General features: G+C 60.5%; 13 protein-coding genes. 3 read left to right on the top strand and 10 right to left on the bottom strand.

Going from position 1 to position 16,999, the window contains the following annotated elements:
- Window positions 1-111: 111 nt before the first annotated feature.
- The 6 genes from argH to SynRS9907_RS00040 are packed head-to-tail and all read right to left on the bottom strand — an operon-like array spanning window position 112 to window position 6,616.
- The gene (gene argH, locus SynRS9907_RS00065) at window positions 112-1,530 is read right to left on the bottom strand and encodes an argininosuccinate lyase (protein WP_188021413.1); all 1,419 of its coding nucleotides are present in this window, start codon (window positions 1,528-1,530) and stop codon (window positions 112-114) included.
- A 28-nt stretch (window positions 1,531-1,558) separates the two neighbouring features.
- On the bottom strand, window positions 1,559-2,971 hold the full coding sequence (locus tag SynRS9907_RS00060) for a PP2C family protein-serine/threonine phosphatase (protein WP_188021412.1): 1,413 nt from the start codon (window positions 2,969-2,971) through the stop codon (window positions 1,559-1,561).
- A 35-nt stretch (window positions 2,972-3,006) separates the two neighbouring features.
- The gene (gene ftsY / locus SynRS9907_RS00055; protein WP_188021411.1) at window positions 3,007-4,545 is read right to left on the bottom strand and encodes a signal recognition particle-docking protein FtsY; all 1,539 of its coding nucleotides are present in this window, start codon (window positions 4,543-4,545) and stop codon (window positions 3,007-3,009) included.
- Entirely contained in the window at window positions 4,545-5,180 is a 636-nt protein-coding gene (gene nusB / locus SynRS9907_RS00050; protein WP_188021410.1) for a transcription antitermination factor NusB, read from the bottom strand. Before nusB ends, ftsY begins: the two co-directional genes overlap by 1 nt.
- 3 nt (window positions 5,181-5,183) lie before the next feature.
- Window positions 5,184-5,918, bottom strand: coding sequence for a DUF502 domain-containing protein (locus SynRS9907_RS00045; protein ID WP_006849770.1), 735 nt, complete (start codon window positions 5,916-5,918; stop codon window positions 5,184-5,186).
- Between the two features lie 50 nt (window positions 5,919-5,968).
- Window positions 5,969-6,616 (bottom strand): HpsJ family protein, encoded by a 648-nt coding sequence (locus SynRS9907_RS00040; RefSeq protein ID WP_188021409.1) that lies wholly within the window; start codon window positions 6,614-6,616, stop codon window positions 5,969-5,971.
- 36 nt (window positions 6,617-6,652) lie between these two features.
- Between SynRS9907_RS00040 and queG the strand changes: the two genes are divergently transcribed.
- Genes queG through SynRS9907_RS00025 form a run of 3 tightly spaced genes read left to right on the top strand, consistent with a single transcriptional unit; the run spans window position 6,653 to window position 11,033 of the window.
- Complete coding sequence (queG, locus tag SynRS9907_RS00035; RefSeq protein WP_188021408.1) at window positions 6,653-7,618, top strand: tRNA epoxyqueuosine(34) reductase QueG; 966 nt, start codon at window positions 6,653-6,655, stop codon at window positions 7,616-7,618.
- Between the two features lie 37 nt (window positions 7,619-7,655).
- Complete coding sequence (locus SynRS9907_RS00030; protein ID WP_255445937.1) at window positions 7,656-8,519, top strand: tetratricopeptide repeat protein; 864 nt, start codon at window positions 7,656-7,658, stop codon at window positions 8,517-8,519.
- A gap of 45 nt (window positions 8,520-8,564) precedes the next feature.
- Window positions 8,565-11,033, top strand: coding sequence for a DNA topoisomerase (ATP-hydrolyzing) subunit A (locus SynRS9907_RS00025; protein WP_188021406.1), 2,469 nt, complete (start codon window positions 8,565-8,567; stop codon window positions 11,031-11,033).
- A gap of 12 nt (window positions 11,034-11,045) precedes the next feature.
- Here SynRS9907_RS00025 and purF read toward each other — a convergent pair whose 3' ends face one another.
- The 4 genes from purF to dnaN all read right to left on the bottom strand — a co-directional run bounded on the left by purF (window position 11,046) and on the right by dnaN (window position 16,826).
- A complete protein-coding gene (purF, locus tag SynRS9907_RS00020) occupies window positions 11,046-12,503 on the bottom strand; it encodes an amidophosphoribosyltransferase (protein WP_114988814.1) in 1,458 nt (485 codons plus the stop codon).
- Window positions 12,504-12,564: 61 nt separating this feature from the next.
- Entirely contained in the window at window positions 12,565-14,871 is a 2,307-nt protein-coding gene (gene purL, locus SynRS9907_RS00015; protein WP_188021405.1) for a phosphoribosylformylglycinamidine synthase subunit PurL, read from the bottom strand.
- A gap of 40 nt (window positions 14,872-14,911) precedes the next feature.
- Window positions 14,912-15,667: an RNA methyltransferase gene (locus SynRS9907_RS00010; protein ID WP_188021404.1), complete on the bottom strand. Its 756-nt coding sequence runs from the start codon at window positions 15,665-15,667 to the stop codon at window positions 14,912-14,914.
- 1 nt (window position 15,668) lies between these two features.
- Window positions 15,669-16,826, bottom strand: a complete 1,158-nt coding sequence (gene dnaN / locus SynRS9907_RS00005; RefSeq protein WP_188021403.1) for a DNA polymerase III subunit beta — start codon at window positions 16,824-16,826, stop codon at window positions 15,669-15,671.
- Window positions 16,827-16,999: the final 173 nt, after the last annotated feature.

Below are 16,999 nucleotides of genomic sequence, written 5' to 3'. Positions count from 1 at the left end.
GGTACGAAACAGTGGACCGATGAGGCCTTGAACATTGCCATCGGGCCATGACTCCGGAACGAAGTGACATACCTCAGGCTGATCAAGCGTAGACCCGGTTATGGGTGAGAGTCATCCCACCGGCTGAGTTCCGTTGAAACGCTGTAACCAGCGCTGAAGCTGTTCATCAACACGCTCAAATCCTGTCCCCCCTTCACTGCGACGGGCGGCCACAACAGCACGGGGAGCCAAGGCATCGTGCAGATCCGCCTCAAAGGCCGGGTGGAGTTCCTTCCAGGCACTCAGATCAAGGTCCCGCAACAGACATCCCTGCTCTAGACAGCGCCGGACGACAGCACCGACCAATTGATAAGCCTCGCGAAATGGAACACCGCGAGACACCAGATAGTCAGCAACATCCGTTGCGTTAGAGAAATCCTGCTCCACCGCTTCATTGAGGCGCTCGACTCTGAAATCAAGGCCTTCCTCAAACAAAATCGCCATCGCCTCAACACAATCACGGGTTGTGCGGAAGGCATCAAACAGCGCCTCCTTGTCTTCCTGAAAATCCTTGTTGTAGGCCAGAGGAAGACCCTTGATCATGGTCAGCAATCCCTGGAGATGTCCGAAGACCCGTCCGGTCTTGCCCCGGACCAACTCAGGCACATCGGGATTCTTCTTCTGAGGCATCAGGCTGCTGCCCGTGGCACAGCGGTCGCTGAGCCGCACGAAGCCGAATTCCTCGGACGCCCAGGCGATCACCTCTTCCGCCAGACGGCTGAGGTGCACCATCACCAAGGAAGCGGCAGCGGAGAACTCAACGCAGAAGTCACGGTCACTGACCGCATCGAGGCTGTTGGCATAAACCGCTGAAAAACCCAGCTCCTTCGCGGTGCGCTGGCGATCAATCGGAACCGGCGTACCCGCCAGGGCAGCAGCGCCAAGCGGGCAGATGTTCACGCGTTTCCGCACATCCTGAAGTCGCTCACGGTCGCGCTCCAGCATCTCGACATAGGCGAGCAGGTGATGGGCGAGACAGAGCGGCTGAGCCCGCTGCAGGTGGGTGTACCCGGGAATCATGGTGCGGCGATGACGATCCGCCTGGGTCAGCAACGCCCCCTGCAACCGCTGCAGATCATGGTCCAGGCCATCCAGCCGTCGCCGCACCCAGAGGCGTAGGTCAGTCCCAACCTGATCGTTGCGGCTGCGTCCGGTGTGCAACTTCTTGCCCACGGGACCGAGCAAGGCAATCAGCCGGCGTTCCACAGCGAAATGAACGTCCTCATCAGCAAGGCCGGGCTGGAAACTGCCGGATGCCGCCTCAGCACGAACGGTCTCCAGGCCCTCCACCAGCTGCTCAGCCTCCGCTTCCGTGATCACTCCGACACTGGCGAGCATCCGGGCATGGGCGATCGACCCATCAAGATCCTCCTGAAGAAGAGTCAGGTCAAAACCGATGGAGGCGTTGAACGCCTCGATGAAGGGATGCAGACCCTGCTCAAAACGATCGCTCCAGGTGCCTGCTGCACCACCGGTCACCCCACCAGCCATCAAGTCATCCGTCGATTTCCTCAGCTTGTCAGGCGATTGACCGTCCCTGCACACTCGGCAACGTGACCGCCTCCGGAACTTTCAGCACCACAAGCGACGCGTCATCCTCCAGCTGACGATCCGGACCAATAAAACGGTCCAAGCGTTCAAACAGGCTTTCAAGTATTCCCTGCGCCCCCTGACCACTGCGGCAGGCCGTTTCAAGGGCACGAATCAGCCGCGCTTCGTCGAAACGATCGCCCGTGATCCCCGGTGCTTCGGTGACGCCATCGGTGTAGTAGAGCAACACGTCTCCCGGTTCAAGGCGAATCTCGCCAAGGGCGAACTCAGCTTCGGGTTGGAGACCGATCAGAAGCCCAGCCGCATCGAGCCGCATGATCACCCGTCGTTCAGCACGCCAAAGCAGGGGCGGGTTGTGGGCCGCATTGGCATAACGCAGCCGCAGCGTGCGCGGATCCAGGTCGGAATAAAACAGCGTCACGAACCGGTGCGACTGCGCCAGGTCTTCCTGCGCCAGCTGGTTGAGGTCGTGGAGAATCCGATCCGGTGGCAGACCGCTGAGAACCTCCGCGCGCAGCATCCCGCGCAGCATCGTCATCAGCAAACCAGCGGGCACGCCCTTGCCCATGACATCACCCATCACCAGGGCCCAGCGACCCCGCTCACGGCGTCGACCGATGAGTTCCGGTCGGGTGGGAATGAAGTCATAGTAGTCACCGCCCACCTGAAACGCAGGCCGACAACGCGCGGCCAGATCAACCCCCTCGATCACGGGGCAACGATCCGGCAACAACTGGGCCTGAATCTCTGCACCGATGCTGAGTTGTCGATCCACCCGCTCATGCCGGCGGGCGTCCTGCAGCATCTGGTCGTTTTCGATCGCAACACCAGCAAGATCCGCCACCAACTGAACGTGCCGACGGTGCACCTCGGTCCAGACCATCGAGCCGTTGCGGGCGTACACATAAAGGCGGCCCCGTGTCCGACCACGGGCCGTCAACGACGTGGCAAACAAAGCCGCTTTGGGAAGGCAGCGTTGCACCAGCCGGTCAAGCGCCAACAGCTGCTGATCGTCGCTGCCGAAGCCCACGGCAGAGCCGGGTTCAAAGGCTGCTAATCGCCGCAACAGATCCTGGGACGGCTCAGCTGGACTCCCCTGCAGCTGATCACGCCAGAGGCGACCATCCGACTGAAACGGAACAAGCAAGGCCCCCTCAACACCCACCAGACGCGAGGCCACAACAGGCACAAGCTCAAGAAAGCGCTGCAGGTTGGTGAAGCTGCGGAGGGCAAACCCCAGGGAGACCAACAGATCCTGATTACGGCGCTGCTCGCTGCTGAGGCTGTCAAACAGCTGACGCAACGAAGCCATGGCCTCGGGCGAGGGGTTCCCGATCCGCTGCGCAGAGCTGGGATGACGTCCGGGCGGCTTGCTGCTCAACCTCGCACCCCCAGGGTCCGCAAGGTAGCAACGCTTCAGCGTCCAGCCAGCAGAGCCTCAACGAATTCAAAACTGTTGAAGGGACGCAAATCGCGAATTCCTTCTCCAGCGCCGATGAAACGAATCGGCAATCCAGCCTCAGACGACACCGCCAGCGCGACGCCGCCACGGGCCGTGCCATCGAGTTTGGTGATCACAACGCCGGTGAGGCCGGCCGCCTGGGCAAAGGCCATGGCCTGGCGAAGCCCGTTCTGACCCTGACTGGCATCAAGAACCAGCAGGGATTCAACCTTCGCCTCCGGCGCCAAACGGTCGATGATTTTTCTGACTTTTTGGAGTTCCTCCATCAGGTTGTGCTTGGTCTGCAAGCGTCCGGCGGTGTCCACCAACAGCAGATCAGACTTGCGCGAGCGAGCGGCACCAATCGCGTCGAAGACAACGGCAGCGGGATCGGCATTGCTGCTGGGGTTGGACACCACTGGAACATCACTGCGCTCTCCCCAGACCTCAACCTGCTGGACGGCTGCAGCCCGGAAGGTGTCGGCGGCCGCGATCAGAGCCGAATAGCCGCTGCGAACAGCAAGATTGGCAAGTTTTCCAAGGGTGGTGGTCTTACCAACCCCATTCACCCCCACCATCAACCAGATGTTGAGGCGATCCCGTTCGGGCGCCAGAAGAGGAACACCACTGGCCTGGATCGGGGCATCCAGCAGGCCACGCAGCTGTTCCTTGAGGAAGCGAATTCCCTCGGCAGGATCAACCACCTCCTCATTCATCCGCTGACGCAGGGCATCCAGCACCTGATCGGTGGCCTGGACGCCGGCATCAGCCCGGAGCAACAGGGTTTCGAGATCGTCGAGAACCTCCGGCGTCAGCGGATCGTCACCGAGATTCTCCAGAAGGCTGGTGACAAAACCCTGACGGGTCTTTTCAAGGCCGCGGCGCAGCCGACCCAACCAATCGATTTCCTCAAGGGAAACCTGATCGACGCGACGGCCCTGGGCCGCAAGCACTTCGGCAGACCAGGTGAAGTCCTGATCAAAGTCACCCAACTGCGGCTCTTCTGAGTCGACAGCTGGCGCAGGGGTGGGAGCCGGCGTGGGTGCAGGGGGAGCCTCGAGAGCCCGTTCATCCAGATCCTGCTGACGCTGCTGGCGTTGAGCCGCGGCCTGCTCCAGCAGCGACAGTCCGGGGGCTGGTGCTGGAGTCGGCGTGGGATTTGGTGGCTGACTCGGGAGCGGGGACGGCGTTGGTAACGGTGCCGGTCCTGGAGTTGGGGTTGGTGAAGGTGTAGGCGCTGGTTCTGGACTGGGCGCAGGGGTGGGCTGGGGGGCCGCTTCGGCGACAGAGGCCGCGGCCTGTTGTTGAGCCTTCAGCCGGGCATAGGCCTCACGGGCCCAAACCAGAGCCTCATCCTCTTCCTCACTGGCTGCAGGAACTGGAGTCGGCTCCGGCGCCGCTGAAACGGGGGCATCAGTCCCACCAGCCATCGGTTCCGGCGTCGGCGCGGGGGTGGGCGTCGGCTCCGGCGTCGGTGACTCCTCAGCCTGTCGTTCGAACCAGTTGAACACCATCAGGCCGATGCTTTCGATTGAGCGTCATGGAAGCGACGCAACACACCATTGATCATCCGGCGACCCTGCTCATCGCTGTAACGGTTGGCCAGCTCAACCGCCTCGTTAAACGCCACCGGAGCGGGAGTACGCAGGCTTTCCAGGTCAACGACAGCCAACCGGAGGATGTCTCGATCGATCCGCGGAAGCCGGGTCAGTCTCCAGCCCTCCATCACCTGATCCAACCGTTTGTCGATGCCCTCGCGCTGGGTGAGCACCTTCTGAACCCGCTCCATGGCGCCGCGGCGAATCTGCTCCTGGTCGCCAAGCAGCAACAGCCGAGGCAACTCAAGACTGGCGGACAAACCATTCAGCACCTGTTCAGCGGAACTCAAAGAGGCGCGCAGATGGGTGCGGACGGTGTCATGGGTTCCTGATTCGCCCTGCTGTAGCTCGCTGTCCAGCAGAGACTGCTGCGCTTGATCGAGCTCTGAAGCACTGGCATCAAGCGACTCACGCCAGTGCTGGGTGAGGGTGTCGAGGGCCTGGTCCAGGATCGAATCAAGGGCCAGGTCAGCGACTGAGGCTGACTTCTGTTCCGGCACCTGACCAAGCACCAGCAAGGCCAGCTCGCGTGTAAGGGATCGTGTGGCCATGACTCAGCTGGAAGGAGATGCAGAAGCCCGTAACTGGGCCATGAGGCTGGAGAAACTCCGATTCACAGGAGCTTCACGATCATCGGGGTTGACGATGCCGGCCGAAATGATCGTTCGGAAAGCTTCTTCAACGCTGATCTCAAGCTCTCGGACGGATCCAGCTGGAACAAGGGTGTACCAACCGGTGGTGGGATTCGGAGCGGTGGGAATGAACACACTCAACAGGGGCTCCTTCAGATCGGATTGAAGGGAAGGCCCCACCTCCCCGGTGACAAAACCAACGCTGAACAATCCCTCCCGTGGGTACTCAACGAGAACAACACGACGGAAGCGAGAGGAGTTGTCACGGAAAAAGGTCTCAAGCAGCTGCTTCAGCGTCTTGTAGACCGATCCAGCCAGGGGAATCCGGCTCAAGGTGCCTTCACCGAACTCCAACAGCCAGCGACCAACGATGTTTCGGGCCATCAGGCCGATCAGAAGGATGCCCATCAGAGGCACCGTGAGACCGAGGGCCAGATTGATCAGATCCTGAAGCAGTGGATTCAGGGTGATGAACGGATTGAACTGCTTCGGAATCGAGGTCAGGAACGCCAGAACAAAGCGACTGACGATCGTTGACAGCCAAATCGTTGTCGCCAGCGGGATGACCACCAGCAACCCTGCAATCAGGTCGTTTTTCAGATCCTGCCGAAGCCTTGCGGACAGCGGCAGATCAGGTCTGGGATTGGACTGGACCAAGGAGCTACTGCGCCCAGCTTTGAGTGAAGTCTGACCAACCTAACCAGCGGTCAGAGCACTGCCGTGAACGCAAGGAGCGCAAACGCAATCGCAAGAACCACAGCCGTGATGGTTCCACCGATGAACCGCTGCTGGGATTCACGGGCCTGGCCAGCCTCAAAGGTCTTGAGCTGAGCCTCCATCTGGGCGATCTGATCGTCCACCATCTTTTGTGCCGCCCGCAGCTTGTCGTCCTCCGTAGCATCGGCAGCGAGCTGACCGGCCTGGGCCAGCTGCTCACCAAGGGAGGTGACCTGCGCTGCATCGGAGCGGAAGGCTCGAGCATCCTTCAGCGCTTCGCGGCCCTGGTCCAGATTGCGCTGACGGGCCAGGTCACCGGCACCCCCATCCAGGGAGATGGGCACGGCAATCACCATGCCGAGGGCCAACAGCGCAGAAAGGACGGCGATCAGCAGACGCAAAGGAGTGCGCTGCTGATGGGGATGATCCAGCCTTGATCCGACCAGGCAGATCAACAAACCGGCAAATCCCAGGGGAGCAAGGGCCACCAGCGGTCCGGTGACCTGCGGGCGTGGAGCATCCGCACCCCAGTCGACACCGACAAGAACAGCAAGCATCTGCAGGACGAGGATCACCACGAGGGTCAAACCAAGCCAGCGCAGCAAGGGAGCAACCCGTCCTGTCTCAGTGCCGGTCACAGAGAAGATGCTGATAAGCGCCCAACCTTAAGGTCGATGCAAGGGCATGTCACCGATCAACAAACTCGATTAAGCGAGGCTCTGAAGCGCCGCGCCGCTGAGGAAGGGTTCAATCCCGTTGGCATTGCCAGAATCCCGGGAAGTCCAAGGCTGCAGCTGCGCACCAACGCCCTGCAGCGCTGGTTGGACCATGGTCATCAAGCTGACATGGCCTGGATGGCCGCCCCCCGTCGGCGAGACCCCAGGCTGCTGTTGGACGGAGCCAACAGCGTGCTCGCCGTTGGCCTCAACTATTACGTCGACGCTCAACCCTCCCCCGGCTCCCTCAAAGTCGCCCGCTACGGCTGGGGGCGGGACTATCACCGGGTTGTTGATCAACGGCTGCGACGAATCGGTCGCTGGCTTACGGAACAACGGCCCGACTGCGGCTGGCGCGCCTGTGTTGACTCCACACCGCTGCTGGACAAGGCCTGGGCTGAGGAAGCCGGCCTGGGCTGGATCGGCAAGCACAGCAACCTGATTCACCCCGAACGGGGCTCCTGGATGGTGATCGGCCATCTGCTGACAACGGAGCCCTTGAACGCCGACCCACCAGCGCGCAGCCTCTGTGGACGCTGCAGTGCCTGCATCGATGCCTGCCCCACGGATGCGATCCGCGAACCTTTTGTGGTGGATGCAAGGCGTTGCCTGGCCTTTCACACGATCGAAAACCGTGAGGACGACTTACCGGAGAACATTCGCGCCGCCCTTGGACCGTGGGTGGCAGGGTGTGACATCTGCCAGGACGTCTGCCCCTGGAACCACCGAAGATTGCCCCAGAGCAGTGATCCCGAGGTGCAGCCACGTCCATGGCTGCTGAATCTGCAAAAAGAGCAGATTCAGAGCTGGGACGACAGCGTCTGGGACCAAAACCTGCGGGGATCGGCGTTGCGACGGATCAAACCCTGGATGTGGCGTCGCAACGCCGCTGCGGCACAACCGGATCCCACACCTACGATTTAACGACTCCACCCTCGCTCCAGTGCTGCGTCGAATTGGCTTGCGTCGAACGCTGGCGGCTGCACTGGTCGTTCTGGGGGGTTGGTTCGGCGCCCCAGCAGCCAACGCCCTGATCCCCTACGTCTATCTGCCCACTGAAGAGGAACTCAAGGGCTCATCGATCGGCATCGGTCGGACCGCTGCACAGCTGCTTCAGCTGGGGCAACCTGAACAAGCAGCAAAACTTGCAGCCCTAGCTGTTCAACTCAATCCAAACGATGAACGGTTCTGGTCGATCCTGGCGGAGGCTCAACTCCGCAGCGACGACCTTGAAGGAGCCAGTCGGTCTCTGGCCCGCTCCAAGTTTCTGAAACCAGAAAAAGCAGGGCTTTGGTTCGCAGAAGCAGCGATTGCCCTGCGGGCAGAGCGACCGGACGATGCCGTTCCCTTGATTACCCGCGGACTCCAACTGGATCCGAACAACGCTTCGGCCTATTTCGACCTCGGCAACGCCAGGATCATGCAGGGCGAACTACCGCTAGCCCTGAAGTCGTTCGAACAAGCCACAGCCCTGAAGCCGGAGTTCTGGGAAGCCCTGAACAACCAGGCCCTGGTGCTTTACGAAATGGGAGATCTTGATGAGGCGATTCGCAGGTGGCGCGCTGTTCTGAAAATTGAAAACAACGCCGAACCCATGCTGGCCCTGGCCACTGCTCTGCATCAACGGGGTGAGCAGACCGAGGCGATCCAGCTGGCTTCCACGGCGTTGGCCAAGAACCCCAACTACGTCCTGCCCCTGCATCAAGCCGAACAGCTTTGGGGTGTGCGCATCCGTGAGGCGACGGCAGAATTGCTGAGCGAGCCGCAGCTCACCAACAGCGTGGAACGAGCCCAAGCCAACGCAACGTGGAAGAAAAGCCAGTGATCATCTGTAGGCTGAGCGCCTTCCGGCCGGAGAGCGACAGACCGAATGGCTGAGGAGCGCGTTGAACCGATCGCCCTGCATCAGGAGATGCAGCGCTCCTACCTCGAATACGCGATGAGCGTGATCGTGGGTCGGGCGTTGCCCGATGCCCGCGATGGTCTCAAACCCGTCCAGCGGCGGATTCTGTACGCGATGCAGGAACTGGGGCTCACCCCAGACCGTCCCTATCGGAAATGCGCGAGGGTTGTCGGTGACGTCCTCGGCAAATACCACCCCCACGGTGATCAGGCCGTTTACGACGCCTTGGTGCGGCTTGTTCAGAGCTTCGCCAGCCGTCATCCACTGCTCGACGGCCATGGCAATTTCGGCTCGGTGGATGACGACCCACCGGCGGCCATGCGGTACACCGAAACCCGCCTGGCGCCGATCTCTCACCAGGCGATGCTGGAGGAGATCGGTGAGGACACGGTTGATTTCGCACCGAACTTCGATGGGTCCCAACAGGAACCCACCGTTCTTCCAGCCCAGCTTCCCTTCCTGCTGCTGAACGGCTGCTCCGGCATCGCCGTTGGCATGGCCACCAGCATTCCCCCGCACAACCTGGGAGAGGTGGTGGATGGCCTGATCGCCCTGATCCGCAAACCGGAGCTGAGTGACGAAAAACTGCTGGAACTGATCCCAGGGCCCGACTTCCCCACAGGCGGTGAAGTACTAATCAGCTCAGGCCTGCGGGACACCTACCTGCATGGACGCGGCAGCATCCCGATGCGCGGCGTGGCCCACACCGAAGAGGTGCAACCGGGCAAAGGGCGCCACAAACGCAATGCCGTGGTCGTCACCGAACTGCCGTACCAGCTCAGCAAAGCCGGCTGGATTGAAAAACTGGCGGAGTCCGTCAACGACGGAAAAATCGGCGGAATAGCCGACATCCGCGACGAAAGCGACCGCGAAGGCATGCGTGTGGTGGTGGAGCTGCGTCGCGATGCAGATCCCGAGAAGGTGCTGAAGGATCTGCAACGGCGAACGGCACTGCAGAGCAACTTCGGAGCCATCCTTCTCGCCCTGGTGGATGGACAACCCCAGCAACTATCGCTGCGCCAACTGCTGCAGACCTTCCTCGATTTCAGGGAACTGACCCTGATCCGGCGCACCAGCCATGCCCTGCGCAAGACCGAAGACCGGCTTGAGGTGGTGGAAGGACTGATCACAGCCCTGAACAACCTTCAGGCTGTGATCGCGATGATTCAGGAGGCGAATGACGCCGCCTCAGCCCGCGCCAGCCTGATGGTGCGCCTCGACCTCAGCGAACGGCAGGCGGATGCGGTGTTGGCCATGCCCCTGAGGCGCCTGACCGGACTCGAACAGGAAAGCCTGCGCCAGGAGCTGGATGAGCTTCGAGCGGAACGCCAACGCCTGAAGTTGCTCCTGGACAACCGGGATCAGCTGCTGGACGCGATGGTGACGGAGCTCAAGGCCTTGAAAAAACGCTTCAGCACCCCGCGGCGAACCCGCCTGGTGGAGGGCGGGGACGCCCTGATGGCCGAACGGGCAGCCAGCCAACGGCCGAACACGGAACTGCTGCGTCAGCAGGCCCTGGCTGCACTGCCCGGAGATGGTCGGGTGCTGATCCAGGCCGATGGTCAAGTGAAAATCGTCACCCCCCAGGTGCTGGGACGACTGCACCTCAATGATCCTTCCCCCATTGGTGATGCACCATCTCCGGCACGGGTGATCCTTCCGATCGAGCCACCACCACGACTGTTGGCGGTGAGTGCGGGAGGACGCATCGCCCAGGTGCGCTGGGAATTTGCTGGACAGCAACCCGGCCCGATTGAACGGTTCCTACCTACGGGCCTCGACGGCGACCCCATCGTTTCGCTGCTGTCGCTGCCCAGCCAAAACATCGACGACTTGAGTCTGGGCTTGCTCAGCAGCGATGGACGCTTTAAGCGGCTCCCCCTCAGCGAAGTGGTGGACCTTTCCGGTCGAGCCACCAGCGTTCTCAAGTTGAAAGAGGGAGTCGAGCTCAACAGTGCAGTGATCTGCCGCGATCAGGGAACACTGGTGCTGATCAGCGACATCGGTCGCCTGCTGAGACTGCAAGTCACAGAAGATTCACTTCCGTTGATGGGTCGATTGGCACAGGGACCCATGACCATGCGATTGCTCCCGGGGGAACAGATCGTTGGAGCCGTCTGCACGGAACAGGCACCACTGATGCTGATCACCAGGCAGGGAATGATCGGGCGAATCGACTGTTCAGGCCTGCGCTACAACCAGCGGGGCGATCTCGGCAGCATGGCGGTGCAGATTGATGCGGAATCTGATCGCCTGGTGGGCATCAGCACCGGAGCCCGTCTTGTTGGTGTACGCACCAGCAAGGATCGTCATGGGCGCCTGGATGCGGACAACATCAACATCTCAAAACCCGGATACAAACTCACAGAACAGGCATCTCTTCAGAAAGGAGAGGCGATCGTTGATGTGATCAACGCCATTCAACCGAATCCCTGAGCCCCGATCCGATCAGGAGCGGCAATTCTGCTCCAACCACTGGAAATAATCTTCATCGATTCCACCGGTCACATAGTGGCCGTCGAAACAAGACATCTCGAGATCCTTGATCTCAGTGTTCTCCACAATGCTTTCCAACAAATTCTCAACGGTCTGATAAACAACATGATCGGCCCCGAGAACATCTGAGATCTGCTCACTGGTTCGGCCGTGGGCAAGGAGTTCCGCCCGGGTTGGCATGTTGATCCCATAAACATTGGGATAGCGAACCGGTGGAGCAGCCGACGTGAACGTTACCTTGTTTGCACCAGCGCTGCGTGCCATCTGAACAATCTCGCGGGATGTTGTTCCACGAACAATCGAATCATCGACAATCAGAACATTCTTCCCGGCGAATTCAGTTCCGAGAGCATTGAGCTTCTGACGCACTGACTTCTTCCTTTCAGCTTGACCCGGCATGATGAAAGTGCGGCCGACATAACGGTTTTTGTAAAACCCTTCTCGATACTCAAGACCCAATTGCTTCGCCACCTGCATCGCCGAAGGTCTTGCTGAATCAGGAATCGGCATCACAACATCAATATCACCAGCCGGCAATGTTTCAGCAATGGTTTGAGCCAGACGATCACCCATCCGTAAACGCGACTCGTACACCGATATGCCGTTCATAACGGAATCCGGCCGCGCCAAATACACATACTCAAAAGCACAGGGAATCAAACGAGGAGACTCAGCACACTGACGCTGGTGCAAGTTCGAATCAGCGTCGATGAACACCGCCTCACCGGGATCAACATCGCGAACGATCTCGTAGCCACTGTTTTCAATCACCAGGGATTCACTGGCGACAATCCACTCCTCACGACCCTGGTCAGACAACCGCCTGCCGAGAATCAAAGGCCGAATTCCGTAGGGATCCCGGAAGGCCAGCATTCCGTGGCCCGCAATCAAAGCGATCGCCGCGTAGGAGCCCTGAACGCGGTGATGGAGTGATGCCACCGCATCAAACAACTGATCCGGTGTTAAATCACGTCCTGTCAGTTGGGATTGAATCTCCGTGGCCAACACATTGACCAGCATCTCCGTATCGCTGGTGGAATTGGTGTGACGACGATCAATCTTGAACAGATCCTGCTCAAGCTGAAGGGTGTTGGTGAGATTGCCGTTGTGAACAAACGTGATGCCATAGGGGGCATTCACATAGAACGGCTGAACTTCCTCTTCTGACGCAGCAGCTCCACGGGTGGCATAACGAACATGACCGATCCCGGCATTGCCCAGCAGTTTTCGCATGTCTCTTGTGCGAAAGGCTTCACGCACACGTCCCCTTTGTTTGTGCACGTGGAAGGTGTGATTGTCCATCGTGACAATCCCTGCCGAGTCCTGACCGCGGTGCTGAAGCAGAAGCAGATTGTCGTAGATCTGTTGGTTGACCGAGTCAACACAGAACATTCCGATAATGCCGCACATGATGAATCCGAAGTCAGAGAGATAAGGAAGAGAAACGACCGTCAGGCAACGCCTGACTCAATCACTCCGAATGCATCCTTCGGGGCAACGCATCACGGAAAACAGCAGCACAGCGTTGCACCTCAAGATCAAGCTGAACGGCTGATTCGGATCGGATCACCAATCGAGGCTCCGCAGTCACGCTGCCCAGCTGGGTGACGCAAAGCGCTGGCTTGGATCCGATCAACTGCTCCCATGCAGGGAGGGATGCTGCATTCACCGACACAATCACCCGGCTGCCACCTTCGGCGAACAGAACCCGCTCCAGGCGCGCTGAGCTTGTGGACAAGGTCACGCTGATGCCCAGATCAGAAGCGATGCAGGATTCGGCCAACGCCACGGCCAAGCCGCCATCACTGCAATCGTGGGCCGAGGCCAACAAACCTTGAGCAATGGCCTCACGCACCAAATGCCCCACCGCTGCTTCGAGGGCAAGATCGGGCTTGGGCGGTCGTCCGGCCAAGGAGCCAAGGGTCTGCTGCTGATAAGCACTGCCGGCCAAACCAAGGCTGGGATCGGCACCATCCTCTGGCGGAACACCGATAAGGAAAATCGCATCGCCAGGCTGTTGCCAGGCCAAGCCAGTCACACGGCTGATGTCATCCACACCACCAACCATGCCGATCACCGGCGTGGGGTGGATCGGTTGCATCGTGCCGTCGTCCTGTTTGGTCTCGTTGTAGAGCGAGACATTGCCTCCAGTAACGGGGGTGTTGAGGGCACGGCAGGCATCGGAGATCCCGCGGCAGGCCATGGCCAGCTGCCAGAAGCCCTTGGGTGTTTCCGGTGACGGGAAATTGAGGTTGTCGGTTACCGCCAGGGGCTCCGCCCCCACACAACTCAGGTTGCGTGCCGCTTCGGCAACGGCCGCCTGAGCGCCGCGTTCGGGATCCAGGGCAACCCAACGGTTGGGGCAGTCCACCGTGGCAGCAACACCACGATTGGATGCGGCCATAGATCCATCGCCTTGCTGAGGTCTCAACCGCACCACGGCGGCATCAGCGGCTCCAGACGAGACCACCGTGTTGGCCAGCACCTGCTGGTCGTACTGACGGTGAACCCACTGCTTGCTCGCAATGGTGGGGTCATCCAGAAGCTGAAGCAGGGCTGCCGCTGCATCACTCAGCTCCGGAAGCTCCTGCTCGGTCCAACTCCAGAGCGCCTGAAGGTCTGCCGGGGGCTCCTGCAACAGAGCATGTTTTTCGATTGGAGTGTCATCGGCAAGAGCCGTGGCCGGCACCTCAGCGGCGACGGCACCGTGATGCAACACCCGCACAATCGGTTCCTGGAGCACCTTGCCCACAACCGCCGCCTGCAGGCCCCAGCGACGGAAGCGCTGCATCAAGGCGTCCTCCCGGCCGGCCTTCACCACGAACAACATCCGTTCCTGGGATTCCGACAACAGGAACTCGTAAGCCGTCATCCCGGTTTCACGGGCCGGAACACGGTCCAGATCCAGTTCCACCCCCAGGCCCCCTTTGGCAGCCATTTCCGAACAGCTGCAGGTGAGACCAGCGGCGCCCATGTCCTGAGCAGCCACAACATCGCCACTGGCGAAGGCCTCAAGGCAGGCTTCGATCAGCCCTTTCTCCAAAAACGGATCGCCCACTTGCACGGCAGGACGATCATCCAAGGAATCTGCACTGAGCTCAGCACTGGCAAAGCTGGCTCCCCCCATGCCGTCCCGACCGGTGGTGCTGCCCACGTACACCACAGGATTGCCGACGCCGATCGCACCGGATTTGACGATCTCCTCGGTCTCCATCAGGCCAAGGGCCATGGCATTCACCAGCGGATTGCCGGAATAGGAGGAATCAAAAGCCACCTCGCCACCCACCGTCGGCACCCCTACGCAGTTGCCGTAATGGGCAATGCCGGCCACAACGCCTTCCATCAGGCCTACGTTGGCGGGATCCTCAAGAGGGCCGAAGCGCAGAGCGTTCAGCAGCGCAATCGGACGGGCCCCCATCGTGAAGATGTCACGCAGGATGCCGCCCACCCCTGTGGCCGCCCCCTGAAAGGGTTCGACGGCGGAGGGGTGGTTATGGCTTTCGATCTTGAAGGCCAACCGATGGCCCCCGCCGAGATCCACCACACCAGCGTTTTCGCCGGGTCCAACAAGGATGCGTGGTCCCTCCGTGGGGAAGCCACTCAGCAAAGGCCGGGAATTGCGATAACAGCAGTGTTCGGACCACATCACACCGAACATGCCCAGTTCGGCTCGATTCGGCTCGCGGCCGAGACGCCGACAGATCTCATCCCAGTCACTGGGCTTGAGCCCTTCCTGCTTCAGGGCTGCAGCTATGTCGTACGCAGGGGAGGAAACCACGAATCGCGGAGCACCTCCCCCCAGTGTTGCCGACCGCCCGTCAGACCCAGGGATCTTCGTCCTCGCGACGGCGGCGAGAGGGGGTTTCATCCCAGCTTTCGTCATCCCAGACTTCAGGTCCAGACACCTCTCTTGGTTCGTCCTCGTCGTCGGATCTGAAGCGCACGCTTTCCGATCGCAGCTCATCGATGGGCGAGTCGTCCAACCAACCCTCCAGGCGATCGCTGGCCCGATCACCCATGGAACGCAACTGGTCCCGCCAGTGTTGGGTGCGTTGGAGCAGATCGTGCCGAACGCTGGCGCGGGCCATGGGCAGATCGTCCAATCCCATCAGGCCGGTTTGGATCTGACCCGGTTGTTGATCAAGGATGCGATCGGGAGCCAAACGCCATCGGGAACTCCCCGGCAAACGCGGGTCGCTGCGGGCGATCAGGTAGTGAAGAATCGCGCCATCGGCAGGTCGAAAATCAAGGTCCACAACGCTGCCGATCCGCTCACCGTCACGGTCCAGCAATGCTGCATCCATCAGCGTGGGCAAGCGCTCCAGGGTCACCTGATCAGTAACCGCCGGCTCGCCACGGACAAACACCTGTTGATCGCTCAAACCACAACACTGGTTCAAACGCCAGACATCCCGTGACATGCGCAGGGCCGATGGACGGCTGACCCAGCCCAGAAGACGATGCACCGGCGGATGCATCCAGGCCATGACCCCAGGCCCGTGATCCAGACCCAGATCACAACGAACCGTATGACTCAGTAGATCACTGAGGAGCAGCTGATCCGGTAGCGACACATCAGGAACGAATCTGAACAGGCATCACCAGATAGGTGAAGGCTTCGGACGCTTCCTCGGAACGGAGCACAGCCGGCGTGGTGGGAGCGTTGCAGTGCAGAACAATCCGATCAGAGCCCATGGCTTTCAGGCCATCCAGCAGATAGCGAACATTGAAGGCAATCTGCATGGCGTCACCCTCCAAGTTGGAGGGAAGCGATTCAGAGCCACTGCCCACATCCTGCGCATCGGCACTGATCTGGACAACACCGTCCTCGGGCTGGCTGCTGAATTTCACAACGTTGTTGTGTTGATCAGCGAGCACAGCAATCCGCTCCAAAGCAGCGATCAGGGCGCGACGGTCCATTCCAAAGGTGCGGGTGAAACCGTCAGGGATCAGCTGGCCGTAATTGGGATAGGTGCCTTCCAAGGTGCGGCTGGTGACCATTTGATCGGCCGCAAGAAACACCACCTGGCCCCGATCACAGAACAAACTGACCGGTTCATCGGACCGCCAGGACGCCATCAGCCGCTCCACCTCCCGAAGTGAGCGCGATGGAAGTGTCACGGCGAAACCGTCGTCGTCCACCGCATCGGTCAAGGCCGCATCCTGCAGGGCATCTTCAACATTGAGCACGGCAAGGCGGTGACCATCGGTGGCAGCCGCTTCCAGAGCCCGCTGGTTGAACTTGAGATGCACGCCGGTGAGCAGTTGCTTCGCTTCATCAGCACTGCTGGCAAACAGGGTGCCTTTGAGAGCCTGCACCAAGCGTTCAGGTTGCAGCTTGAGCGTCATGCCGCTCTCCACCATCGGAAGATCGGGGTAGTCGTCGGCACTCATGCCGCGCATCTGATAACTGCCGCTGAGGCTGGTGAGCTGAACCTGCTCACCGGAATCGTCTACGGCGAGGGTGACCGGAGAATCGCTGGACAAGCGCGACACGATCTCTCCCAGCAGCCGGGCCGGCAGTGTGATGGCCCCGCTGGTTTCCACACTGGCGGCGAGGGACGTCTGAATTCCCAGGTTCAGGTCAAAACCGGTCAGGCTGAGGCGGTTGCTGCCGGCATCGGCGGTGAGCAACACATTGGCAAGAACCGGGTGCGTGGGGCGTGTGGCGACTGCACGGCTCACCAATTGCAGAGCGCTATTCAGTTCGGACTGTGAACAGACCACCTTCATCGTCCTGAAGACCTGAGCGCGCTGAGGTGTCCCACGGTTTCACAGGCTGAGGGGAAGTGCAATGGCCAACGGTTCGGGAGCCTCTGTTCGGCTGTTTGGTTCTTATGGATTTAAAAAATAAAAAACAAAAACAGCCGTCGTAGGGCCTGGGGAAAAGGGGGAAACGAGCTCAG

Source organism: Synechococcus sp. RS9907 (genome assembly GCF_014279615.1).
Lineage (GTDB): Bacteria > Cyanobacteriota > Cyanobacteriia > PCC-6307 > Cyanobiaceae > Parasynechococcus.
This window is presented reverse-complemented; position numbering and strand designations above follow the sequence as displayed.